Source organism: Myxococcus llanfairpwllgwyngyllgogerychwyrndrobwllllantysiliogogogochensis (assembly GCF_006636215.1).
Taxonomy (GTDB): domain Bacteria; phylum Myxococcota; class Myxococcia; order Myxococcales; family Myxococcaceae; genus Myxococcus; species Myxococcus llanfairpwllgwyngyllgogerychwyrndrobwllllantysiliogogogochensis.
Window position 1 is genome coordinate 1 of the sequence record NZ_VIFM01000200.1, and the last position, 21,129, is coordinate 21,129.

Below are 21,129 nucleotides of genomic sequence, written 5' to 3' on the forward strand. Positions count from 1 at the left end.
CCCCCACCACCGTGCCCCCGAGCAACCACGCCGCCACCGCGAGCGCCACCGCCACGGCGGCGGCCACCGGAACCCACCACACCGGAATCACCGCGCTCGACGAAGTCGGAGGCTCCGTCATCGGCCCGCGCAGACCCTCGAGCAGTCGCCGGGCATTCATCTTCTGCTCGCCCAGTCGCTCCAGTTCCCCACGGGCGACCCGCATCCGCGCGAGTCCCGCCTGCTGCTGCCGCACCTGCGCGGGCCGCACCTCCGGAAGCTCCGCGAGCTCCGTCTCCGTGCGCGCCAGCACGCCATCCAACCGCTCGCGCTCCGAGCGAGCCCGAGCCAGCGCACCACCCACCTCGCGCCGCCCCGTCTCCTCCACGTCCAGCCGGGACGACAGCGCCTCCAGCCCCGCGCGAGCCCCCGCGCTCAGGTCCAGCGCCACGAGCCCCGGCCCATCCACGCCGAGCCCCAGCTCTTCCAGCGCCGACTCCACCTGCCGCCGCTTCATCCCCAGCGCCGCACGCCGTGCCGGCAAGGCCCGCACCAGCTCCGAGCGCTCCGAGTACGCCGCCACCGCGGCTCGCAGCACTTCCTCTCGCCCTCGCACCGGCGACGGAACGGACAGCCGCGCCAGCTCCGTCTCCGCGGAGGCCAGCCGCTCCACGAGTCGAGCCACCTCCCCGCGATAGGTCGTGCTCCGCTGGAGCGCATCCTCCAACCGTGCCTCCCCGCCCTCGGGAAACGTCTCCAACGAAGGGAGTGACTCCAGCTCCGCCCGAGCCTCCGCCAGCGCGGCGACCTCGCCCAGCGCCGACTCCAGCCGCGCCAGTCGCTCCAGCTCGCGGCCATCCTCCCGCACGCGCGCCTCCAGGCCTCGCAGCTCGACGCCCAGCGCCTCCAGATGCTCCCGCTTCGCGAAGTAGAGCGCGGGCCGGTTGCCCTCCTGGCGAAGCTGCTCCTGCACCTCCTCCAGCTCGCGCAGCTTCACGTTCAAATCCGACTTCGAGCCCGTGGGCTTGTAGAGCTGCTCGGTGCTCTTGCTCAGTTGGGACATGGCCTCGGGCAGCCGCCGAGCGCCCTGCATGCTCGCGGCGACCAGGGCCTCCGACACCCCGCGCTCCTTCGAGAACTGCTCGAACCCCGCCAGTTCCTCCAGTCGGAAGGCGAAGACATCGAAGAACAGCTCGCGCGTGACATGGCCGCGCGCGTCCTTCAGTCGCTCCTCGGACACCGGCTCGCCGTCCGGACCGAGCACCGTCAGCGTCTCCGACTTCCTCCCCCGAGGCGCCGCCATGCGCCGGACGAGCAGCGGCCCCGTTCCCGTGAAGAGTCGAAGCTCGCCGCCGATGGGCGTGTCCTCGTCCATGGCCGCATACCGCTCTGGATTCCCCCGGCGCTCGAAGCCGAACAGCATGGCGCGCAGGAAGGCGAGCAGCGTGCTCTTGCCCGCTTCGTTGGGACCGTGGAGCAGATGCAGCCCAGGCCCCAGCTCCAACGTGAGGTCCGAGAAGTGTCCGAAGCGCCGCACCCGTACCGTGTCGATGCGCAACCCTGGCTTCATGCCCCCTCCTCTTCCTCGTGAAGCGCCTCCACGCCCAGCAGGCTCGCGCGGGAGATCCACTCCGTCCGTGGCATCTCCAGCACATCCACCCCCAGCCGCTTCAGCCGCTGGCCCAGACTGCCCAGCGCTTCCTGCTCCCACAGTCGCGCCAGCGCGACCGGGTCTTCTTCCAGCAAGCGCGCCTCTTCCAGCAAGGTGCGCGCGAAGCCGCCTTCCGTCTGGAGCGCTTCCCAGTCCAGTTCCGGACGACTTCCATCCCGCAGTGACTCCAACAGCACCGGCGGATGCCCCCGCGCCAGCCGCGCGCGCAGGTCCTCTTCCAACTGCGCCAGCGCTCCGGGCCGCGTGAGCTCGCGATGCAGCGGCCCGCGCCCCGTGAGCACCAGGCGCACCGCGTGGCCATCCAGCTCCCGCGCGCACGCGGCGTCCACCCCTTCACCCACCGTGCCCAGCAGCGCGTCCAGCGTGGCCACGCCCGTCAGCGGCACCTCCAGCCGATGCCAGCGCACCGTGTCCACCGGCACGAAGCGCCGTCGCATGCCCCCGTCCTCCACCTCCACCAGCACGCAGCCGCGCTCCCCTGTCTCCAACGCGTGCCGCCCCTGCGGATTGCCCGGGTACACGGCCATGCCGCCACCGGGCAGCGTCAGCTCGCTGCGCGTGTGCACGTGTCCCAGCGCCCAGTAGTCCAGCCCGCGCGCGCCCAGGCCCGCGGGGGTGCAGGGCGCGTAGTTGGCGTGTCCCTCCGCGCCGCCCAGGTTCGCGTGCAGCAGGCCCACGCTGAAGCCGTCCCCGGTGCGACGGAAGCGCGCGGACAAGTCGTCGCGCACCTCCACGTCCGGATAGGAGATGCCCTGCACGCGGCACAGCCGACGTCCCTCGCGCCGCACCTCCGCCTCTTCCCAGTCCGGGCCGAACACCTTCACCGACGAAGGCAGCCCCAGCGTCCCGGTGTCGCCGCTGAGCGGATCATGATTGCCGTGGACGATGAAGGACTCGATGCCCGCGTCGTGCAGCCGCCCCAGCTCGCGCCGCAGCGCCAGTCGAGCGCGCACCGAGCGGTCCTTCACCTCGAACAAGTCTCCGGCCAGGAGCAGGAAGGCGACGCGCTCGCGCAGGCACAGGTCGACGATGCGCGACAGCGCGCGAAAGGTGGACTCCTGGAAGCGTCCCAGCAGGGGTCCTTGTGCGGCCACGCCACGGAAGGGAGTGTCCAGGTGCAGGTCGGCGGCGTGGACGAACTTGAAGTGCATGTCGGGCCCCGCACCGTACCCGAAGCACGGCGAGGAGCCTGCTTTCCACCCCGCAGCGCCCGCGCGCTGTCAGGCAGGCGAGAGGCGCTCACTTCGCCGCGACGTCGAGCCTCCGCCAGGACGGCTGTAGAATGACTGACACCGTCCCTCCCGCCGGGATGTCCAGCTCCTCCATGTGGAACTGACCGGGCACGTCGGACGTGTGGAAGAAGACGGTGACCCTGCCCTCGGGGACATGGGTGAAGACGACCTCCGGGTTGTCCTCCCTGTACTGCCAGGGCAGGCCCTGGAATATCAGGTGGCGCAGCGCCGATGAGGTGCTGGGAGGCGGCACCACGCCGGGTACCAGTCCCAGGCCCACGCCCACTTGCGAGGGCAGGCGCAGCTTCACCGTGGCCCCTCCCGTCGCGGGCAGGAAGGCCACCGTCAGCGCTCCGCGCTCGGGCAGGTCCACGCTCAACGGCTGGAAGTCCGGCAGTGACTCGTTGCGGTGCCGCGCAATCAACTTGAGCGCATAGCGGCCGGGCTCCAGGCCGCGCAGCGTGCTCACGCCCTTGCCCATCTCGACCAGGCCTTCGTCGCCCGCTCCCTGGTAGCTGATGAACGCGTCCAACGGACGGCCCTGGCGGTCCCTCGCCGTCACCTTCACGCGAGCGCCAGACTCCATCCGCGCCGTCACCTTCTCCTGCGTGGCGGCCACTGGAACGAGCAGCTCGCGGTAGTTGCCTGGGTGGCTCATCCGGAGGGTGTGGGGACCGGAGGCCACCTTGTCCAGATAGAACTCGCCGTCGCTGTTCGTGCGCGCGCCCGCGAGCTGGCCCCGCTCACCGTCCTCGTCAGGCTCGGCGTCGAGTTCGACCGTGGCGCCCTTCACCGGCGCGCCTGTCTCCGCGTCCAGCACCAACCCCTGGATGTAGCGCCCCTCCTCCAGCCGGATGTCCCCCAGGTCGACATCCGCCACGTCCACGCCGCCCTTCACCGCGCGCGTCGCCGTGGGCATCTCGTACACGCTGAAGAGGTACTGACGGGTGATGGGCTCTTCGTGGAGGGGGACGGCGAAGGTGCCGTCCTCGCTCTGGACCCGCGTGTGTCCCACGGTGAAGGAGTGCTGGGGCGCGCCGTCTGGTCCGAGGAGCCGTCCCCGGATGTGGGGGTGGCGCCGGAACACCAGCCGCACCTGCTTCGTGTCCGCGGTGAAGTGGACGCCCTCGCCGTCGCGGACGATTCCCGAGCAACGCTCCGGCAGCAGCTCATGACCTGGCTTGATGGCGAACAGCGCATGGTCGAGGGGGCCCAGGCCGCGAAGGACGAAGCGCCCCTCCGCGTCCGTGAGGACACCGCGCGGTCTCTCGTGCCGGTCCCCGTGGATTTCGATGAACTTGGGACCATCGACCCTGGCCAGGGACTGGGCTCGCACGGAGAGGCCCTGGACGGGCTGGCCGGCGGTGTCGACGGCGATGCCCTCCAGCGAGTGCTCCTCCTGGAGCCGCAGCTCCACCTTCGTCACCGTGTCCGGCAGCAGCTCCACGTCGGCCCAGACCCTCCGGTCCACGCTGGACGCCCATTGCTTGGCCTCCACGCGATAGCGCCCCGGGTAGATGCCCTTGCGGCGGAAGTGTCCCTGGTCGTCCGTGCCCTCGGTCTCCAGCAGGCGTTCCTGCTCGTCGTCGTGGTCCAGTGGGAGCACGTTCACCATGAACCGCGCCACCGGCAGGCCGCGCGCATCCGTCAGCGTTCCCTCCACCGTCGCGCCCGTGCTCAATGTGAGCGTCACCTCGGGGCCAGGGGCTGTCGCCACCACGGTCTCATGGACGTAGTCGTCACTGCGCGCCGTGATTTCGTAGGAGCCGCCGGCACGCGTGGCATCCATCACGAAGCGTCCGTCCCGGTCGGAGAAGGTCAGCTCCTGCGGCTCGTAGTCCTCGGGGCCTTCGGTCCCCATCAGCTCCATCGCCAGGGGCACGCCCGATATCGGCTGGCCCGCGCCGTCCACGACGCGACCGGTGATGGTCTGCGTGCGCTTCAGCGTGAAGTCCCGAGGGCCCATGCCGCTAGCCAGCTCGTGCTCCTGGCCCACCGTCAGGTCCACATGGCCTTTCGCCTCGACGGTGAACTCCCACGGGCCGGGCTCCACGGGGCCCAGGCGGTAGTGGCCGTTCGCCGCGGTGACTGCCTCCAGGGACTCCCGTCCGCCCTGTCTGAAGTGCGCCTTCACACGCGCGCCCTCCACCGCGCCGTGCGCATCATCGAACACCGTGCCCTCGACCTGGAGCGCCTCGCCCAGCTTCAACACCACCTCGGGAGGAGGCGCTGAACCCAGCACCACCCGTGCGAAGGCGTACCGGCCCCCTTGCTCGACTGTGAGCGCGTACCTGCCCGTGCTCAGCTCCAGCGTGAAGCGTCCCTCCGCGTCCGTCTTCGTCCGGGGAACCGGCGCCCCGTCGTCCAGGTCGGCGCGTGCCGCTCGGACCTCCACTCCTGGCACGGGCGCTCCGTCGGACAACACCCGGCCATGGAGCGCGCGGGGCCGATACAGCGTCACCTCCCGGAACTGGTCGCTGTACCGCTCCGGCGCGAGCGTCGGCAGCCAGCCCTCCTTCGTCGCGAGCACCTGATAACTCTGGCGGGGAAGGGGCCCCAGCCTGAAGCGGCCCTGGTCATCCGTGCTCGTGTCGAAGAAGCGGGTGTGGTGCATGCTGACCGCCGTCACCGCGACGCCCGCCAATGGCTCGCCGTCCCCGTGGACCTGGCCCGCCACGAACCACGGCGGCTCCAGCAGCAGCTCCACGTCCTGGCTGCCAGAAGGAACGGCGGGGCGCAGCGCGGTGCCCCGCTCGGAGAGCGCGAGGAGGGCTTGAGGGCCCTCGGGCAGTCCCTCCAATACGAAGGCGCCGTCGTCGCCCGACACGGCCTCCGCGTGGATGGGAGCTTCACCCTGCCGCGCGAGCAGCAGCGCGGTGAGCGTGTCCTCCACCTGCGGCAGACACCACGGGAGCTTGCGCCGACCCTGGGACGCATCGACCAGCGCCTCCCAGTAGGGAAGCACCTCCTCCGGACAGGGGAGCTCCGACAACGTCTCGCCCGCCTCCGGCCACGACGCGGAGACGCGTGCGCCCGCCACGGGCCGACCCAGCGAGTCCACCACGGTGCCGCGAATGGACAGTCCCGCTCCCGCCTGCTCCGCCCGCGTGGGCGCGGACGTGCGCGGAAGCGAATCCCCCGAGGCGCGCCGGGGCGCTGGAGCGACTTCGCGCGCGGGCGCCATGGGCTCGGTGCTTCCGAGCATCCACCACGCCAGGAGCGCGAGCACCCCCGCGATGACGCTCCCCCACTTCCACCCGCGCATGATGTGCTCCGGCTGTCCGACGACGTCGAGTCGTCACGATAACAGCCGGAGCCCACCTGGCGTGGTTGGCGCTACCGCACGGTGCCCGCGTCCGTGCCCTTCATCGGCTTGCCGGACCCGCCCGTGCCCTGGTGGTCCAGGGCGCCCTTGTTGTTGCCAGAGCCACCCATGGCCCCGGAGTTGTCCTCACGGCTCCGCTCACGGCACCCCGTCATCGTCAGGGCCGCCGCCACCGCCGCCACCGTCAGCCATCGCGTGAAAGTCCTCATCGCGCGTTCCTCCCTTTTTTAAGGCTCGCCCAAGGCTGGGGCCGCACCGCGCGCGGGGCATGGTGTCCCGGGGTGCTTGCTTGCTCGTCAGCCCCGGGCCGGAGGACAGGCGCGGTGCTCAGGCCTCGCGGCGCAGCACGAGCAGCGCGTACTCCAGTCCGCCATCCATCAACGCCTGCTGGAGTCGCAGGTGCTCGCGGCGGGACTCCCCTCGGGCGAGGACGCGCGACGGAGGCTGACCGGAGGACGTGAAGCGCTCATGGGCGAGCAGCTCCAGCGTGAGGGACCAGAAGCCCACCACGCGCGCGGACACATCGTCGCGGACCTCCAGCTCCAGTCCGGCGGCGTGCGCGGCGGACAGGTATTCGTCCAGGGAGCCGATGCGCGTGCGCCAGTACCGGTCGAAGGGCGCGGCCAGCTCGGGGCGGCCAAGGAAGCAGTCCGCGATGGCCACCACGCCTCCGGGCCGCAAGAGCGCGCGCACGCGGCGGAACCACTCCGCGCGCGGCAGGTAGCTGCTGCTCTCCACCGCCACCACGGCGTCGAAGCAGGCGCGGCCCGGCACCGCGAGCGCGTCACAGTGAAGGGGCTTCACGCGCGCGCCCACGCCCTCGATTTCGGCGAACGTGCGCACCAGCTCCACGTGCGAGGGCACGTTCGTCACCGCCGTCACCCAGGCCTGATGCTCGGCGGCCCAGTACAGCGAGCCGCCGCCCAGGCCGCAGCCCACGTCCAGCACGTCGGCTCCTCGGGGGAAGGTGCCCACCGCGCGCGCCAGCTCCGCGAGCAGGGCCTCCTGGGAGGCATGGACGCGCTCGCGCACGAGCGGCTCCGGCTCGCCCGGTGGAGGCACGTCGTCCACCAGCCCCACGTGGAAGTGGATGCGGGGACCGGGCCCGTAGCGACGGAGGATGCGCTCCGTCTTCTCCTCGTAGTAGGCGGCCACCGCGTCATGGCGGGCCTCACTCCGTGGGGGTTCCGCCCTCATGGCTCCACCTCCGGAAGTATCGGTTCGATGCGGCGCAGCGCCGCGTCCAGGCAGCGCAAGTCTTGTCCGCGCAGCGCCTCCGCGGCCTGCCTGCCCCACGTCACCACGGTGAGCCGGTCGCTCGGGGGCATGGAGGTGAAGCGCGGGTCCTTGGAGCGGATGTCCTCCGCCACGTGGGCGGCCACGCCCAGGCTCAGGCCCACCGACACCGCGCGCTCCTCCAGCCACGTCCCCGCCCAGAGCACGCGCAGGTACGCGGCCCACTGTCGCCCGGCGATGCCCTCCGCCACCCGGCGGAACAAGGGCGCGCTCCATGCCTGGGCGCGCACCTCCAGGGCCTGCGGTCCCGCGGCCTGGGCCAACATGCGCGCGCTCTCCTCCATGGCGTTCGGGAGCACGCGGGCGCGAGGCTCCGCCAGCGTGGCCCAGGCCAGGTTCTGCAGGAGGAACTGCGCGCACGGGCCCACGCGCAGGGGCGCGTCGTAGTAGGTGCAGTCGCCGTCGATGAGGTCGTCGGCGAGGTTGCCCGCGCAGAAGATGAAGAAGAGGCCCACGCCGCGCGCCGTGAGCACGGGGCGCTCCAGTCCGGCCTCCGCGCCGGCCTCGTAGAAGAGGGGCAGGGGGCCAGGCTGGGCGGCCTCCAACGCGGCGAGCACGTCGTGCTCCGACTCCTCGGGCAGCTCCAGTCGCCGCAGCACCCGCAGGGCCTCTTGATAAAGGGCTCCACCGCTCATCGGTACTCCCTGGGCAGAAACAGGCGCAGCAGGGCTCCGCCGTCCGGGGCGTTGCGTCGGTACAGCATTCCGCCGCTGGCGCGCAGCAGGCACTCACTGGTGTACAGGCCCAGGCCGGTGCCCTCGGGCTTGGACGTGTAGAGCTCCTCCGCGGGGACGTCGAGGAGCGCGGCCGGGAAGCCCGGTCCGTCATCCGCGATGACCACTTCCAGCCGGCCGCTGAGCGGCTCCACCCGGGCCTGGATGCGCACGCGCGAGGCGCCCTGCTTGCCGTCTCCCTCGCAGGCGTTGAGCACCAGGTTCTCCACCACCCGTCGCAGCGTGGTGGCCCCGCCTCGCATCAGCGCGCGCAGCGGCTGTCCTGGCTCCACCGCCACCTCGATGTCCACGTCCGGGAAGCGCAGGCCCATGCTGGTGCGCACGCCCTCCAACAGCGGCGTCAGCTCCACCGGCTCCGGCTCCGAGCCGACATAGCGCCGGCCCTTCGCGCGAATCTCCCCGACCATGTTCCGAATCTGGGTGAGGCTGTCGTTGAGCGTCTTGACCAGGTCCTCGAAGTCGCCTCGGGCCAGCGCGTTGCGCTGCACCCCCATCACCGCCAGCATGTCCGCCGCGGTGCCCGCCGACATGAGCGCGCTGTCCAGCTCGTGGTGGTAGCCGAGGATTTCCCCCAGCGCGCGCGACAGCCGGCCCACGTCCTGCTCCTGCTGTTCCAGCAATTGCGCCTGCACGGCGGCGCGCAGGCGCTCGGCCTCCGCGCGGGCCTGGTCGTGCTGCACGGCGAAGGTGCCCAGGTACAGCTCCGCGGTGAGGGCGGCGGGGCCGATGACGCCGAACAACACCAGGTGCTCCGGGCTCTCGAGCAAGGGCAGCGCGGCCACCAGCGCCAGCGCCGTGCCCAGGGCGAGGAAGGGCTGCCGGGGCGTCACGCGGTGCAGCCGGCCGTGGAACGCGGTGGTGAAGAGGAAGAGGGAGGTGATGACGGTGGCGCCCTGCAGCTCCGACATCGCCATCAGCGCGGCGAGGAAGAAGTGCAGCGACGTCACGCCGAGCAGCAGCCACAGCCAGCCCCACGTCTCGATATGGCGCCGCTTCCGGTGGACCGCGGAGAAGAGCAGGCCGCTGACGAGCATGGGCGCCGCGCACAGCAGCCCGTCGACGAAGGAGATGCCGAAGAGGGTGCTCGCGCCCGGCGCCCACGCGACGGCGGCGAGCACCGCCAGCACGACGGTGGTGAGCGCCCACCAGGCCCCCACGCCGGCGGCGGCGAGCACCTCCGCGGTGTCCTGGGCACGCGTCCAGCGCCGGAACGAGGCCGTGACGGCGGCGCCGCCGGCGAAGCGTGTCTTCATACGGTGGTGGACAGGGTGCAGCCCGCCACTCGTTGGAGCTCGTTCACCTCGCGCGTGGCGTCCTCGACGCGCTGACGCAGCTCCTGGACGAGCCGGGAGTGTCCGCGCCGCGTGACGCGGACCTCCACCTCTCCACCGGCCAGCAGGTGGTGCAGCGCCTCCATCACCGGCTCCAGCGCGGGGTTGAGTCCCACCGCGCCACCCGGGCCTTCCACGGCGCCCAGGTCCTGGATGCGCTGCAGGTAATCGCTCACCGCGCCGACCAGGGGGACGCTGACCAGCCGGGGTCCCCAGGTGTCGTTGTCGCTGCTCATGTCGTCTCTCCCCCGGGCGCCCGCTGGCGTCCCTCGCTGCGGTGGTGGTGGTGGCGCGCGGGGCCAGACGCCTCACGCGGGGCGTCCGCCTCTCGCCGCGCACCTGGGGGGCTGCTTCGAAATGGCTTTCGATGCGACACGTGTCGAAGCCACATGCTGGTTGCCCCCCGCGAACCAGGCAGGCACGACTCCTTCGTCGCGCGAACGGAAGCAAAGCGAGCCGTCAAGGACGGAGTCAAACCGCCGGGGCCGCGAGTGTTCTTTAGTGTCCGGCGACACCGCCCCGGAGGGTGGCGAGGTGGTGGAGAGCCGACGTGATGTCCGCGAGGCGACTGCCCTGGGAGCGGGGCCTTCCAGGCGGCCGGGTGCGCTGAGGGAGGTGTCCACCGCGCCCCACCGTTCCCACCGTTGCCGGGGGTGCCGGCATGGCCAGGGTGAGACAGGTGAGCGAGCACGGGGCGGAGGGCGGTGTCGAGCGCGTCTACCATGAGCTGCGGCGGACGATGCGCGTGACGGGCGTGGACGTGTCCTTGCGCACGTGGGCCGCATACCCGCGCTTCTTCGTGGCGATGTGGGAAGCGCTGGGGCCGAACGTGGAGACGCGCGCGTTCGAGGAGTCCGCGCTGGGCCTGTGGCAGGAGGTCCTGGACTCGACGGTGCAGTGGGAGGCGCTGGGCGCGTGGGGCACGACGAGGCTGGGGCCCAGCCAGCGCTTCCACGCGCGCGGGGCCCTGGAGCTGTTCGAGACGATGCAGCCTCGGGTGATGTTGATGGTGTCCGCGGTGCGGATGGCGCTGGAGGGGCAGCCCGTGGGACAGCAGGGCGCCCTGGGGACGTCGGAGCGGCTGGAGCGCGGCGTCCCCTCGCGCATGGCGGCGATGGACTGGGTGGCGGAGAAGCCGGGCGATGCTGTGCTGCGGACGTTGTTCGCGGACATCGTGAAGACGGTGGGGCCGCCGGGAGTGCCGGGTGAGTACCGCGCGCTGGGCTGCTGGCCCTCGTATCTGGAGACCGCGTGGCGACGGCTGAAGCCGCGCATGAAGGACGAGGACTTCCAGCGCGCATCGGAGCGACTGTTGGAGTCCGCGCGACGGCGGGCGCGGGCGCTGCCGTACCCGGTGGCGTTGAGTCGCGAGCGGGTGTCGGCGTTGGGGGAGAACGCGGAGGCGGTGCTGAAGGTGACGCAGGCGCTGGAGCGCCGCTCGCCGGCCTTGCTGTTGAACCTGTCGCGGCTGGTGCAGGACGTGCCGGACATGCTGCGTCAGCCGATGCCGGGAGCGTCCCGGCTGGTGCCGGACTGGGTGGCGGCGGAGGAGCTGCGATGAACTGGCGCGAGTGGCAGGGGCGACAAGAGGTGATGGAGCTGGGCAGCCGGTTCGTGAGCTACGTGGACTGGGGCTCGGGGCCGCCGGTGGTGCTGCTGCACGGCATTCCGAACTGGAGCTACCTGTGGAGCGGGATTGCGCCGGGGCTGGCCGAGTCGTACCGCGTGCTGGCGCCGGACCTGCTGGGCTACGGGTTCTCCGACCGGCGCGACAGGTTCGACCGTTCGATATCGCGGCAGGCGGAGGCGCTGGAGGCGTGGATGGACCGCCTGGGCGTGGTGGACGCGACGGTGGTGGGGCACGACGTGGGCGGCGGCGTGGCGCAGCAGCTCGCGGTGCGCTTTCCCCAGCGGGTGGGGCGGCTGTGTCTGATGGACAGCGTCTGTTACGACGCGTGGCCCAAGGGGTTGATGGCGCAGCTGGGCACGCCCGCGATGGCGCGCAGGCTGACGCCGGAGCGCCTGACGCGCTTCTTGACGCAGGCGCTCAAGCGAAAGGGCTTCGCGACGCCGCAGACCGCGGAAATGCTGGAGGGGTTGCTGGCGCCCTACGCGACGGAGGTGGGGATGGTGTCGCTGTCACGCGACGCGGTGGCGCTGAACACCAACCAGACGCTGGAGCTGGCGTCGAAGCTGGGGCACCTGGCCGTGCCGGTGCTGGTGTTGTGGGGGGAGAAGGACGGCATCCTGCCCGCGAAGTACGGCGAGCGACTGGCGTGGGACATCCCTGGTGCGCGGTGGATGAAGGTCCCGAATGCGGGGCACTTCGTCATGTGGGACGCGCCGCACGCGGTGGCGATGGAGCTGTTCCGCTTCCTGGAAGGGGCGGCGCCGGTGAGTCACTCGACGACGCGCTCGGTGGCGGAGGAGCTCTGGGGCTCGGAGGCGCCCGTGCCCGCATGAGGCGTCACGGCGCGGAGTCTTCTCCATTGAAAATCCGCGTCGTGTACTGGCCCGTCCGTGCATTCAGCGTGTGTCGGAGCACGAGCTTCCTGGGGGCGGGTGGGCTGGAGCTGTCCGTGGGGTAGGGGACGCTGAAGGCCTCGATGACGGAGAGGTCCGGGGTGGCGGTCCAGGCCACGCCTTCGCTCGTCATTCCCTCCGTGGATTCCAGCCCCTCCGGCTCCGAGAAGCGACCCTTGGCGTCCATCGTATAGGCGGTGAAGCGCACCACCGGGCAGGCGCCGCACGCGCCGGTGCCGAGCTCATGGTTGGTGCCCTCGTAGACCTGGAGCACGCGCAGCCCCGAGGCCGTGGGGGTCGTGCGCACGCGGTCGCCGCCCAGCTCGAGGGCGTGCAGCACCGTCCTGCCTCGACGTGACACCAGCCAGGAGGAGGGCGCGCCCTTGAAGTCCGACGTCATGGGGACGATGACGAGCTCCACGTCTCCGAGCTTCGCCACGCTCTTCACCTGGCGGAGGTCCACCTTCACGACCTTGGGGCTCGGCTCCTCCGGCACGTACTGGTAGCCCCGCGCGGGGTTCATCCAGGCTTGAATCTGGTCCGCCTGCGCTCCCGGGGAATAGAACATGCCGTGTTTCATCGCCTCCTCCAGCAGCTCCGGCCACTCGCCGAAGCGCAGGGGCTTCGCGAGCGTCACGGCGTGGAAGGTGGACGCCTCACCGAACCGACGTCGGGAGGACGAGGAGAGGAAGGTCTCCTGCGTCGCACCGCCCTCGTCGCTGTCCACCAGGTCCACGAGCAGGCGTACGTCCTTGAGTGGGGCCTGCACGGTGGCGGGGAAGGCGTCGATAGGGATGAGCGCCTCGAAGCGGTAGCCGCCAGGGAAGGGCGCGTAGTGCGCGGTGCCGACGGAGGCCGAGGAGGTGGCGCCGTGGCGGAGCACCCCCGAGGGCGTCACGCCGAACTGGGCCACCAGCTCCCGCAGGAGCTGCTGGCGCCGGAGGGTCTGCTCCTTCCACCACGCCTTGCATGCGGCCGGGTCCGCGCGCGAGCCCTCGTCGCACGCCGACGGGTCAGGGACGAGCACTTCCTCGAACTGGTTGGTGTAGCTCAGCGGTGGCAGCGCCGGAGGAGGCAGGGCGAGCCACACCTCGACGTGGTCCGCGTTGATGCCCTTCGGGTTGTCGAGCTGGACGACGTCGTCACGCACCTCGCCCGCGATGGCGAGCCCCTCCGGGCCGAGCGCGAGCCACACCTTCGCGGACAAGTCGCTCTCGGAGGACACCTTCTTCGCGCCCGCCACCTGGTTCTTCGCGCCCAGCGTGAGGGAGGGCGGCTGCTTCCACTCGTCGAGCTTCCCGTCCACCTGGAAGCCGGGAGGAATGCCTTCCTGGAGGCGGGGCGTGACAGGTGCGGCGTGCAGCAGCAGGAACGAGAGGGAGAGCGAGAGCATGGACGCCGCGCATCATGACGCTGTTTCAGCGAGGGTGGCGTGTCCTCACCCGGAGGCGGTCTCCGGGTGCGTCTTGGTGCTCGCTCCCGGGCCGTCCTCGCGCTAGAGGCGCGGTATGCGTGACCGAATCCAGGCGGTGCTTCGTCAGTTGGCCCAGGCTCCCGAGCTCGAGGCTCGCTGGCTGCACACCCTGTCCCTCATGGAGTTCATCGGGGCGCGGAAGATTTCGCGCACGGTGGCGGACCGTCATCCCACGCTGGAAGTGCTCGGACATCTGTCCGACGAGACGCGCCACGCGTTCGCCTTCAAGCGCCTGTCTGCCGAGGTGGCCGGGAGTGAAATCACCACCTTCCTCTGTCCGGAGGCGGCGGGCCGCTACTTCCAGGGGCTGGACCACGAGCTGGCCACCTGGGCCACCGCGCACACCGGCCAGCCCGACGTGTACCTGCACTATCTGCTCACCACGACGGCCATCGAGCGCCGCGCCATGGTGCTCTACCCGCTCTACAAGGCGGCCTCGCGCAACACGAGCGTCCGTGAGGAGCTGGGGCGCGTCGTCACCGAGGAGCAGAGCCACCGCCGCACCATCGAGGACGCGTGCGTGGCGCGCCTCACCGCCGTGGGTGCTTCGTTGGAGGAAGCGCTGGCCCTGGAGGAGCGCCTCTTCGGAGCGTTCCTCGCGGAGCTGGAGCCCGTCGTGGAGAGGGAGCTGGCGGCGCTGCCGTCACCCTCGGCCCTCGCGGCTTCCGACGTGGGCACCCCCGCGGTGCGGGCATCGTCCTCGGTGAAGTAGGGGCGACGCGGACCGTGGACTAGGACAAGGGCTGCGCGAGGTAGTCGCTCGCCACCAGCACGAGCTTCCCCTCGCGCCACTCCGCGCGCAGGTTGCGGGCCTTGCGCGCGCGCTTGCGACTGAGCTCCACGCCCACCGCGTCCAGGCCCATGGCGTTGGCCACGGCCAGCGCGGTGCCGTGGCCACAGAACGGGTCCACCACGGTGCGCGTGGACGTGTTCTCCAGGATGAAGCGGCAGGCGAGCTGACACGCGTCCACACCCATGCCGCGCGTCCAGGTGACTTCGCCCGCGTCCGCGAGGACATCCGCGGTGGACTTCGCCAGGTCCGGGCGCACGCCGCGCGAGAAGCACAGGAAGTGGGAGTACGCGGGCCGGCCGTACGTCACCGTCCCGGGGGCGCGGCGACAGACGACCTTGTGCCAGAGCAGGCCCAGGCCCGTCTCCTCGGCGGCGCGTGAGACGAGGTAGCCCTTGTCGACCCAGAGGCCTTCGTCCTTCACGTCCGTTTGATAGAAGATGGCGACGCCGTCATCGGGCACGCGCGTCATCACCAGCGCCGCCGCGCGGATGAACCACGCCTTCCACTCGGGCAGGGACAGCGAGGGGAACTCGGACGCGTCCGGCAGCGACGCCACCGTCGAGCACCCCGCGAGCACCGGCTGGGCCGCAAGCCACGTCAGCGCGTCCTCGCAGTGCACCGTGCGCCGAGCTTCGTGCCGCGCGCCGCCCGTCCCATCCCGTTCGTCCGCCATGAGGCGGCGGACTCTGCCAGAGCGGAACGCCGCCCGTGAGACAACCCACCACCTCCGCTCCCCGCCAACCCGACTCATACCCACCGCGAACGCCTACATGCGCCCCCTGGAACTCTCCTGAGTGTCATGGCTTGCTTTCGCTCCTGCACATTTCTTCAATACTGCTTTATCCTTTTCGTCTGAGGAGACGACATGAGCACGATTTCCGCATCTGACGGGACCTCGCTTCACTATCGCGTCATCGGCGAAGGACCGCGCACGGTGGTGTTGGTGCATGGGTGGATGGTGTCGGGTGCGGTGTGGGACTCGATGGTGGAGCGGCTGGACCTGACGGGGCTGCGGCTGGTGGTTCCGGACGCGCGCGGCACGGGTCAGTCGGGGAAGCCGGCGGGTGGGCATTCGTTGGAGGGGCTGGCGAAGGACGTGCTGGCGGTGGTGGACGCGGTGGGTGCCCAGCGCTTCTCGGTGGTGGGGCACAGCATGGGTGGGCAGTTGGCGCAGTGGATTGCGTCGCACGTGCCGGAGCGGGTGGAGGCGTTGCTCTTGCTCAACTCGGTGCCCGCGTCGGGGCTGCCGTTGCCGCCGGATGCCGCGGGGTTGTTCCGGACGTCGGCGGGGGACCGCGAGAAGCAGAAGATGATTCTGGGCCTGGCCTGCAAGAAGCTGTCGCCGGAATCGCTGGAGTCGCTGTTGAAGGACTCGGGGGTGGTGAGCGCGGCGTCGATTGAGCAGGCGTTCGACGCGTGGACGCAGGGTGGCTTCGCGGACCGGCTGTCGAAAATCGTGGCGCCGACGTTGGTGGTGTCGACGGACGACGCCTTCCTGCCGCCGGCCTTCTTGCGGCAGGCGGTGGTGGAGCCCATCAAGCGCGCGCGCATGGCCCACATTCCGGGCCCTGGACACTATCCGCAGGTGGAGAGCCCCCAGGAGACCGCGGCGGTGTTGTCCGCCTTCCTGGCGGGCTCCGCGCCCGCCTGATTCCGGCTTCGAGGAGGCAGCACGATGGCCTGGAACATGTCCTTCGAGTACGACGCGCAGAACGACGTCGTGACGGCCTACTTCACCGACTGCGTCCTGGTGAATGAGGAGGACGTCCTGCGTTGGCGGCGGGAGGTGGAGGTGCACCTGTCGCGCTACGCGGGGTCTGGCAAGGTGGACCTGCTCATCAACCTGGACGGGTTGGTGGTGAAGTTCACGGCAGGGCGAGTGTTCGGCAAGGAGCGGCGTGAGGTGCTGGAGCGTTTCACGCATCGCTCGTACCGGTTTGGTGGGGACGACATGACGCAGATGTTCGTGCTCACCAGCGGGGCCATCAACGGCGCGGCGGTGAATCACTACGCCACGCGCGACGAGGCCCTGGCCGCGCTGAAGGCCGAGCGCGAGGCCCTGCGTCAGCGCGGGCCGTCTCCGTTCGGTGGAGGCTTCGCCGGCAGCAAGGCGTGAGGGTGGGGCCTGTGATTGGCCCCCTCGCGCGGGTGTGTCAGGACGCCTCGGAATACGCGGCGCGGATTTCGGCCATGGGCAGGAAGAGCCGCAGGGGCCAGGGCGAGGTCGGAGGCTCGCTCTCGGCGAGCAGCGGCTCGTAGCCGAACCTCTTGTAGAAGTCGCGAGCGTGGGCGTCCTTGGCGTCCACGATGACCGCCACGGCGCCACTCTGGGCGTTGATGGTGAGCGCGCGAAGGTGGGCGTCTCCGAGGAGGTCTTCGCCATGGCCCCGGCCTCTCACGCGAGAGTCCCGTGCGAGGCGCGCGATGAGGACCGCCGGGAGCGGGTAGTGCGGCAGTCTCTTGCTTAGGTCGGGCGGAAGCGTCTCCCGTTTGAGGGTGGTCAGCGAGACCGTGTAGTAGCCCAGGACCAGCGGAAGCGCGGGGTCGTCGGACGCGGTGCGCCGAAGGACCCAGGTCCGACTGATGTCTCGCTCCTGGTTCTGCCGGGCGGACTCACGGAAGAAGCGATTCAGGGCCTCGTGCTCACACGTGAAGCCACTGCCCGTGTCGCTCCGGGTCACCGCTTGAGTGATGGGAGCGGGGAGGACGAGGTCGGACGAGGCGGGTGGTGGCATGAATCCCAGACAAGCCCACGAAGAGGAGGACCCGAGCGTGGGCTAGGGGCGGCGGCGCTTGCGAGCGAGTGCGCGAAGCGCGGCCGTGGGTTTCGAGGGCTTCCCGAGTCGGGTCACCACCCGGTCGAAGTCCGCGTCCGGGAGGACGATCTCCGAGGGGTCCTTCTGCGCGGTCTGTTCCATGTGCGTGAGCAGGGGTGTGCTGAACTCCCGCACGGTGCCTTGGGGTGTCGAGGGGAGGAACACGAGCCGGGACCCCTGCCTGGCCTCCAGGGCGGCCTTCGAGAAGAGGGAGAGGGCCTCCTGCACCACCGTGCTCTTGTCGACGCCCAGCTCCTTGCTCAAACGGGTGAGCTCCCTCATCGAGAAGGCGGGCAGGGACGCCTGGAGACGTTCGGTCTGGGGCACGACGGGCTCCGTTCTCTCGGGAATGCTGTGTACTGAGGTCATTGATACTCAGTTTCTACTCAGTTCAGGGTAATGGCCGAGGAAGGCCTCCGCAAGCGACGGCCTGGATAGCAGGAGGGGCCGACATCGCTTGAAGGAGTGGGGCTACACGCCCGCGTACCACTCGTAGCCGCGCTCCTCCCAGTAGCCGCCGGTGGGCTCGGGGAGGAAGTTCACCTCGGTGAGGTACTTCACCATCTTGTAGCCGAGCTTCACCGCCGAGTAGAGGCGCAGTGGCGCGCCGTGCGCCGGTGACAGCGGCTGCCCGTTCATCCCGTAGGCGAGAATCGTTTGCGCGTGGAAGGCGCTCGGCCTGTCCCACGAGGACCAGTAGCCCGAATCGAACGAGCGCAGCTCCACGTAGCCAGCCCTCGGGTCCGCGCCCACGTACCTGGCGACGTCACTCACGCGCACCCCATGCCACGACGCCACCGCGCTCCAGCCCTCCACGCAGTGGTGCCGGATGCGGTACTCCGTGCGCGGCAGCCGCTGCAGGTCCTCGAGTGACAGCATCCCAGGCCGCTCGACGAGCCCACCCACCTTGAGCGCCCAGCCTTGAGGCACGAGCGGCATGGACTCGGAGACGAAGTACTGGGGGAAGTCACCGGGCGGCGTGGCCTCTTCGGGCGGCAGCTCCGGAGCGAGCCTGTCCTCGGCGAAGAGAGCCCCCTGGAGCCGCTGATTGACGCGCTCCATGGCCCCGAGGAAACCCTCGCGAGGACGCGCGCTGTCACAGGCGGACGTCGTGAGCGCCGCCGCCCCGAGCAGGGCGGAGCGACGCGTGAGGAGCAGAGGACGTCTCGACGGAACGAGGAGCCTAGGCATCCGGCTTCCTCCCGCCCGTCACCATCTCCCCGAACGAGCGCGGATGCAGCAACACCATGACCACGTGCCCCACGGTGAAGAGCACGAACGAGGCGAGCACGAGCAGATGGATGGCGCGCGCGGAGTCATAGCCGCCGAGCAGCGTGGCCAGCGCACCGAGCTGCACGGGCTTGTAGAGCGCGAGCCCCGAGAGCACGGCGAGGATGCCGAGTATCAGCGCGCCGGTGTACGCCAGCCGTTGCAGGCCGTTGTACAGCCCCTGGTCGGGAGGCTGTTTGCGCAGACGCAGATAGAACGCGAGCGTGCTCACGGCGTTGCGCGTGTCGCGACGCGGGAAGAAGAGGCGCCGCCGCCACTCGCCGCTGAGGGCCAGATAGAGCAGGTACACGAAGCCGTTGAGCGCGAGGAAGCCTCCGAAGGCGAAGTGCCAGCCTCGTGCACCCGCGAGCCAGTCGCCGATTCGGGCCCACTCGGGAGGTGGTGTGCCCTGGAAGGGATACCAGCCATAGGGCCGCCCCTGCGTGCCGAGCATGGGATAGGCCGCGAGAATCTGCAGCCCGCTGCCCGCCATGATGACGAGCAGTGGCACGTTGACCCAGTGGGCCACGCGGATGGGCCAGGGCTGTGGGCGACGTGATTCAGGGGCTCGCACGACGCGGCAGGAGAACACCGTGCGTCAACGCCGCGCCGACGCTCCTGACGCACTGCCCGCTTCCGAACCGCGCTGCTCACCCGATGTCGTCCGCTCGACGCGGCGCTGCCTTGCGGGGTGGCGCGAGCAGGCGGGCTTCCGGGTTGGCTCGGCCGGTTGCTTGGGCGCATGGCCGCTTGCCGGTATCGTGAGACACCGGACATCGCCGAGAGGACGTCACCATGAACCGAGCGAACGCGATGCGACTGGCCCTGCTTGCCAGCGCGCTGGTGCTGGCCACGGGGTGTCATCAGGAGGAGCCGCTGGGTGTGCAGGTGGAGCCCGCGGGCTCGCTGCGGGTGGTCACCGTGCTGCCGCGCTCACTGCCGCTCGACTCCGTGGCTCGCGTGGAGGTGGCCGCGACGCCGGCTCGGGGTGCTGTCGTCACCGCGGCCCTGAGCAGCTCCGAGGCACCGCTGTGGCAGGGACTGCTGCGGAGCCTGCCATCGGGTGCGGGAACCTCGGTGTGGGCGCGGGTGCTCGATGCGACGGGCGTGGTGCTGGCCCAGGTGGACGTCCCGGGCGTGGAGTTGTTGAAACACCACGACGCGCTCGTCGTGCTGGTGCCTCGCGCGACGGACTCGGAGGCGCCCCTCACGGCGCCCGTCATCGATGCGGTGGTGGGCTCGCGGGCATCGGTGTCTCCAGGAGCCTCGCTGAAGCTCCGTGCGCTGGCGCATGCCGTCGATGCGTCGGAGGTGCTGACGTATGCGTGGAGCGCGACCTCCGGCACCTTCGACGATGCGACGGCTGTCGACGCGGAGTGGACGGCGCCGCTGCGGCGTGGCGCGGTGAACCTCACGCTCGCGGTGACGAGCGCGCGAGGCGCGGTGAGCACGCTGCGCTTCTCGGTGGACGTGGAGCTGGCGGGCGGCGGGGACCTGGTGCACACGGCCTCGCTCAATCACGCGCCTGTCCTGACGGAGCTGGGAGCCCAGCCCGTGTCCCAGTCGCGCGTGGGGATTCCGGTGACGCTCCAGGCGGTGGGCGTGGATGACGACGGAGACGCCCTGACCTTCGCCTGGACCGCGACGTGTGAAGGGACTTTTGAGAACGCGGCGGCGGCAGCGACTCGCTTCACGCCGAGCGCCGCGCCTCAGGCCGCGTGTGACAACTGTCGGCTGACGTTGCGAGCGAGTGATGGCTTCGGGGCGCATCGTGAGCGCTCGTTGGACTTGTGTGTGACGAACCCGCTGCCGCCGAGCATCATCGACGCCTCGCAGTCGGAGACGGACGTGTCGGCGGGGAGGCCGGTGCGACTGACGGCGATGGCAGCGGATCCCCAGGGGGAGCCGCTGACCTTCGCGTGGACGACGAACACGGGCCTGCTGGGGAACGCGGTGCGCGAGAGGGACTCGGGTTCGGTGGACTGGGTGGTGCTGTCCTGCATTCCCGTGGACACGCCTCCGACCATCACGCTGACCGTCAAGAACCTTTCGGGCCTGAGCGCGACGCGGGAGTTCGCGGTGGAGTGGGGGGACTTGCTGTGCGGCGAGTTCCCGCCGTGCGCCGCGACGCTGGAGGACTCGAGGGTGACGCTGTCGGCGGACTGCACCACGGAGCAGACGGTGTGGATTCCCGATGGATACACGTTCGACGGAGCGGGGCATGTGCTCACGGCGGTGGACCCGCGGGGACGGCGCTTCCGGGGTGCGGTGCTGAGCAGCCTGGGGACGACGGCGCACGTGCGAGCCGTGACGGTGGCGGCGCGAGGCCTGTCGGAGCTGGCGTGTGACGGTGGCGCCGCGCGGCTGCGGGGCATCCTGTTCGAAGGGGCGAGTGGCTCCATCGTCGACAGCGAGGTGCTCGACGTGAACCAGAAGGAGGGCGAGGGCGGCTGCCAGGAGGGCGTGGCCATCGAGGTGCGGAACGCGCGTGACGCGGAGACGGTGACGAGGGTGGAGGTGCTGCGCAACCGGGTGGCGCGCTACCAGAAGGCGGGCATCTCCGGCACGGGGCGGGTGGAGCTGAACGTGGAGGACAACCGGGTGGACGGCGGGGGCCCGGTGCCCTTCATCGCGAGAAATGGAATCCAGTTCAGTGATGGGGCGACGGGGCGGGCGACGGGGAAC

The 21,129-nt window shown here is 70.6% G+C and carries 20 protein-coding genes; 6 read left to right on the forward strand and 14 right to left on the reverse strand.

Annotation, left to right across the window (positions count from 1 at the left end):
• From FJV41_RS54715 to FJV41_RS35185, 8 genes are all read right to left on the reverse strand, one after another.
• The coding region (locus FJV41_RS54715) for an ATP-binding protein (protein ID WP_141646972.1) at nucleotides 1–1,549 on the reverse strand (1,549 nt) is incomplete at its 3' end.
• Nucleotides 1,546–2,802 (reverse strand): metallophosphoesterase family protein, encoded by a 1,257-nt coding sequence (locus FJV41_RS35155; RefSeq protein WP_141646973.1) that lies wholly within the window; start codon nucleotides 2,800–2,802, stop codon nucleotides 1,546–1,548. The genes FJV41_RS35155 and FJV41_RS54715, both read right to left, overlap by 4 nt.
• An 88-nt stretch (nucleotides 2,803–2,890) precedes the next feature.
• On the reverse strand, nucleotides 2,891–6,148 hold the full coding sequence (locus FJV41_RS35160; RefSeq protein WP_141646974.1) for a carboxypeptidase-like regulatory domain-containing protein: 3,258 nt from the start codon (nucleotides 6,146–6,148) through the stop codon (nucleotides 2,891–2,893).
• Nucleotides 6,149–6,219: 71 nt separating this feature from the next.
• A complete protein-coding gene (locus FJV41_RS35165; RefSeq protein ID WP_141646975.1) occupies nucleotides 6,220–6,417 on the reverse strand; it encodes a hypothetical protein in 198 nt (65 codons plus the stop codon).
• 118 nt (nucleotides 6,418–6,535) lie between these two features.
• Nucleotides 6,536–7,405, reverse strand: a complete 870-nt coding sequence (locus FJV41_RS35170; protein ID WP_141646976.1) for an SAM-dependent methyltransferase — start codon at nucleotides 7,403–7,405, stop codon at nucleotides 6,536–6,538.
• Complete coding sequence (locus FJV41_RS35175) at nucleotides 7,402–8,139, reverse strand: hypothetical protein (protein ID WP_141646977.1); 738 nt, start codon at nucleotides 8,137–8,139, stop codon at nucleotides 7,402–7,404. The genes FJV41_RS35170 and FJV41_RS35175 overlap by 4 nt, the downstream gene beginning before the upstream one ends.
• On the reverse strand, nucleotides 8,136–9,491 hold the full coding sequence (locus tag FJV41_RS35180; RefSeq protein WP_141646978.1) for a sensor histidine kinase: 1,356 nt from the start codon (nucleotides 9,489–9,491) through the stop codon (nucleotides 8,136–8,138). Before FJV41_RS35180 ends, FJV41_RS35175 begins: the two co-directional genes overlap by 4 nt.
• Nucleotides 9,488–9,805: a hypothetical protein gene (locus FJV41_RS35185; RefSeq protein ID WP_217439477.1), complete on the reverse strand. Its 318-nt coding sequence runs from the start codon at nucleotides 9,803–9,805 to the stop codon at nucleotides 9,488–9,490. Before FJV41_RS35185 ends, FJV41_RS35180 begins: the two co-directional genes overlap by 4 nt.
• A 425-nt stretch (nucleotides 9,806–10,230) precedes the next feature.
• On the opposite strand from FJV41_RS35185, the gene FJV41_RS35190 reads away from it, so the two are divergent.
• Together FJV41_RS35190 and FJV41_RS35195 are read left to right on the forward strand one after the other, a co-directional pair.
• Nucleotides 10,231–11,130, forward strand: a complete 900-nt coding sequence (locus FJV41_RS35190) for a halocarboxylic acid dehydrogenase DehI family protein (RefSeq protein WP_141646979.1) — start codon at nucleotides 10,231–10,233, stop codon at nucleotides 11,128–11,130.
• Nucleotides 11,127–12,032 carry an alpha/beta fold hydrolase gene (locus tag FJV41_RS35195; protein WP_141646980.1) on the forward strand — a complete coding sequence of 302 codons (906 nt, stop codon included), beginning with the start codon at nucleotides 11,127–11,129 and terminating at the stop codon, nucleotides 12,030–12,032. The genes FJV41_RS35190 and FJV41_RS35195 overlap by 4 nt, the downstream gene beginning before the upstream one ends.
• Before the next feature lie 4 nt (nucleotides 12,033–12,036).
• On the opposite strand, the gene FJV41_RS35200 is transcribed toward FJV41_RS35195, so the two are convergent.
• Nucleotides 12,037–13,485: a DOMON domain-containing protein gene (locus FJV41_RS35200; protein WP_141646981.1), complete on the reverse strand. Its 1,449-nt coding sequence runs from the start codon at nucleotides 13,483–13,485 to the stop codon at nucleotides 12,037–12,039.
• Nucleotides 13,486–13,600: 115 nt separating this feature from the next.
• On the opposite strand from FJV41_RS35200, the gene FJV41_RS35205 reads away from it, so the two are divergent.
• On the forward strand, nucleotides 13,601–14,278 hold the full coding sequence (locus FJV41_RS35205; RefSeq protein ID WP_141646982.1) for a hypothetical protein: 678 nt from the start codon (nucleotides 13,601–13,603) through the stop codon (nucleotides 14,276–14,278).
• A 19-nt stretch (nucleotides 14,279–14,297) separates the two neighbouring features.
• Here FJV41_RS35205 and FJV41_RS35210 read toward each other — a convergent pair whose 3' ends face one another.
• Entirely contained in the window at nucleotides 14,298–15,032 is a 735-nt protein-coding gene (locus FJV41_RS35210; protein ID WP_141646983.1) for a TRM11 family methyltransferase, read from the reverse strand.
• Between the two features lie 192 nt (nucleotides 15,033–15,224).
• Here FJV41_RS35210 and FJV41_RS35215 point away from each other — a divergent pair, with 192 nt between their 5' ends.
• Both FJV41_RS35215 and FJV41_RS35220 read left to right on the forward strand, forming a co-directional pair.
• Nucleotides 15,225–16,010, forward strand: coding sequence for an alpha/beta fold hydrolase (locus FJV41_RS35215; RefSeq protein ID WP_141646984.1), 786 nt, complete (start codon nucleotides 15,225–15,227; stop codon nucleotides 16,008–16,010).
• A gap of 24 nt (nucleotides 16,011–16,034) precedes the next feature.
• On the forward strand, nucleotides 16,035–16,475 hold the full coding sequence (locus FJV41_RS35220) for a hypothetical protein (RefSeq protein WP_141646985.1): 441 nt from the start codon (nucleotides 16,035–16,037) through the stop codon (nucleotides 16,473–16,475).
• Between the two features lie 37 nt (nucleotides 16,476–16,512).
• Here FJV41_RS35220 and FJV41_RS35225 read toward each other — a convergent pair whose 3' ends face one another.
• The 4 genes from FJV41_RS35225 to FJV41_RS35240 form a co-directional block, all read right to left on the reverse strand.
• A complete protein-coding gene (locus FJV41_RS35225) occupies nucleotides 16,513–17,094 on the reverse strand; it encodes a GNAT family N-acetyltransferase (protein ID WP_141646986.1) in 582 nt (193 codons plus the stop codon).
• 42 nt (nucleotides 17,095–17,136) lie between these two features.
• Complete coding sequence (locus FJV41_RS35230) at nucleotides 17,137–17,502, reverse strand: hypothetical protein (RefSeq protein ID WP_141646987.1); 366 nt, start codon at nucleotides 17,500–17,502, stop codon at nucleotides 17,137–17,139.
• 144 nt (nucleotides 17,503–17,646) lie between these two features.
• A complete protein-coding gene (locus tag FJV41_RS35235) occupies nucleotides 17,647–18,366 on the reverse strand; it encodes a molybdopterin-dependent oxidoreductase (RefSeq protein WP_141646988.1) in 720 nt (239 codons plus the stop codon).
• Nucleotides 18,359–19,018, reverse strand: coding sequence for a cytochrome b/b6 domain-containing protein (locus FJV41_RS35240; protein WP_174455958.1), 660 nt, complete (start codon nucleotides 19,016–19,018; stop codon nucleotides 18,359–18,361). The genes FJV41_RS35235 and FJV41_RS35240 overlap by 8 nt, the downstream gene beginning before the upstream one ends.
• 221 nt (nucleotides 19,019–19,239) lie before the next feature.
• Here FJV41_RS35240 and FJV41_RS35245 point away from each other — a divergent pair.
• The coding region (locus tag FJV41_RS35245; RefSeq protein ID WP_141646990.1) for a right-handed parallel beta-helix repeat-containing protein at nucleotides 19,240–21,129 on the forward strand (1,890 nt) is incomplete at its 3' end.

What these genes read in the sequence shown, in the direction of transcription:
- FJV41_RS35155 (WP_141646973.1), bottom strand. Translation starts at nt 2,802, where the DNA reads ATGCACTTCAAGTTCGTCCACGCCGCCGACCTGCACCTGGACACTCCC.
- FJV41_RS35160 (WP_141646974.1), bottom strand. Translation starts at nt 6,148, where the DNA reads ATGCGCGGGTGGAAGTGGGGGAGCGTCATCGCGGGGGTGCTCGCGCTC.
- FJV41_RS35165 (WP_141646975.1), bottom strand. Translation starts at nt 6,417, where the DNA reads ATGAGGACTTTCACGCGATGGCTGACGGTGGCGGCGGTGGCGGCGGCC.
- FJV41_RS35170 (WP_141646976.1), bottom strand. Translation starts at nt 7,405, where the DNA reads ATGAGGGCGGAACCCCCACGGAGTGAGGCCCGCCATGACGCGGTGGCC.
- FJV41_RS35175 (WP_141646977.1), bottom strand. Translation starts at nt 8,139, where the DNA reads ATGAGCGGTGGAGCCCTTTATCAAGAGGCCCTGCGGGTGCTGCGGCGA.
- FJV41_RS35180 (WP_141646978.1), bottom strand. Translation starts at nt 9,491, where the DNA reads ATGAAGACACGCTTCGCCGGCGGCGCCGCCGTCACGGCCTCGTTCCGG.
- FJV41_RS35185 (WP_217439477.1), bottom strand. Translation starts at nt 9,805, where the DNA reads ATGAGCAGCGACAACGACACCTGGGGACCCCGGCTGGTCAGCGTCCCC.
- FJV41_RS35190 (WP_141646979.1), top strand. Translation starts at nt 10,231, where the DNA reads ATGGCCAGGGTGAGACAGGTGAGCGAGCACGGGGCGGAGGGCGGTGTC.
- FJV41_RS35195 (WP_141646980.1), top strand. Translation starts at nt 11,127, where the DNA reads ATGAACTGGCGCGAGTGGCAGGGGCGACAAGAGGTGATGGAGCTGGGC.
- FJV41_RS35200 (WP_141646981.1), bottom strand. Translation starts at nt 13,485, where the DNA reads ATGCTCTCGCTCTCCCTCTCGTTCCTGCTGCTGCACGCCGCACCTGTC.
- FJV41_RS35205 (WP_141646982.1), top strand. Translation starts at nt 13,601, where the DNA reads ATGCGTGACCGAATCCAGGCGGTGCTTCGTCAGTTGGCCCAGGCTCCC.
- FJV41_RS35210 (WP_141646983.1), bottom strand. Translation starts at nt 15,032, where the DNA reads ATGGCGGACGAACGGGATGGGACGGGCGGCGCGCGGCACGAAGCTCGG.
- FJV41_RS35215 (WP_141646984.1), top strand. Translation starts at nt 15,225, where the DNA reads ATGAGCACGATTTCCGCATCTGACGGGACCTCGCTTCACTATCGCGTC.
- FJV41_RS35220 (WP_141646985.1), top strand. Translation starts at nt 16,035, where the DNA reads ATGGCCTGGAACATGTCCTTCGAGTACGACGCGCAGAACGACGTCGTG.
- FJV41_RS35225 (WP_141646986.1), bottom strand. Translation starts at nt 17,094, where the DNA reads ATGCCACCACCCGCCTCGTCCGACCTCGTCCTCCCCGCTCCCATCACT.
- FJV41_RS35235 (WP_141646988.1), bottom strand. Translation starts at nt 18,366, where the DNA reads ATGCCTAGGCTCCTCGTTCCGTCGAGACGTCCTCTGCTCCTCACGCGT.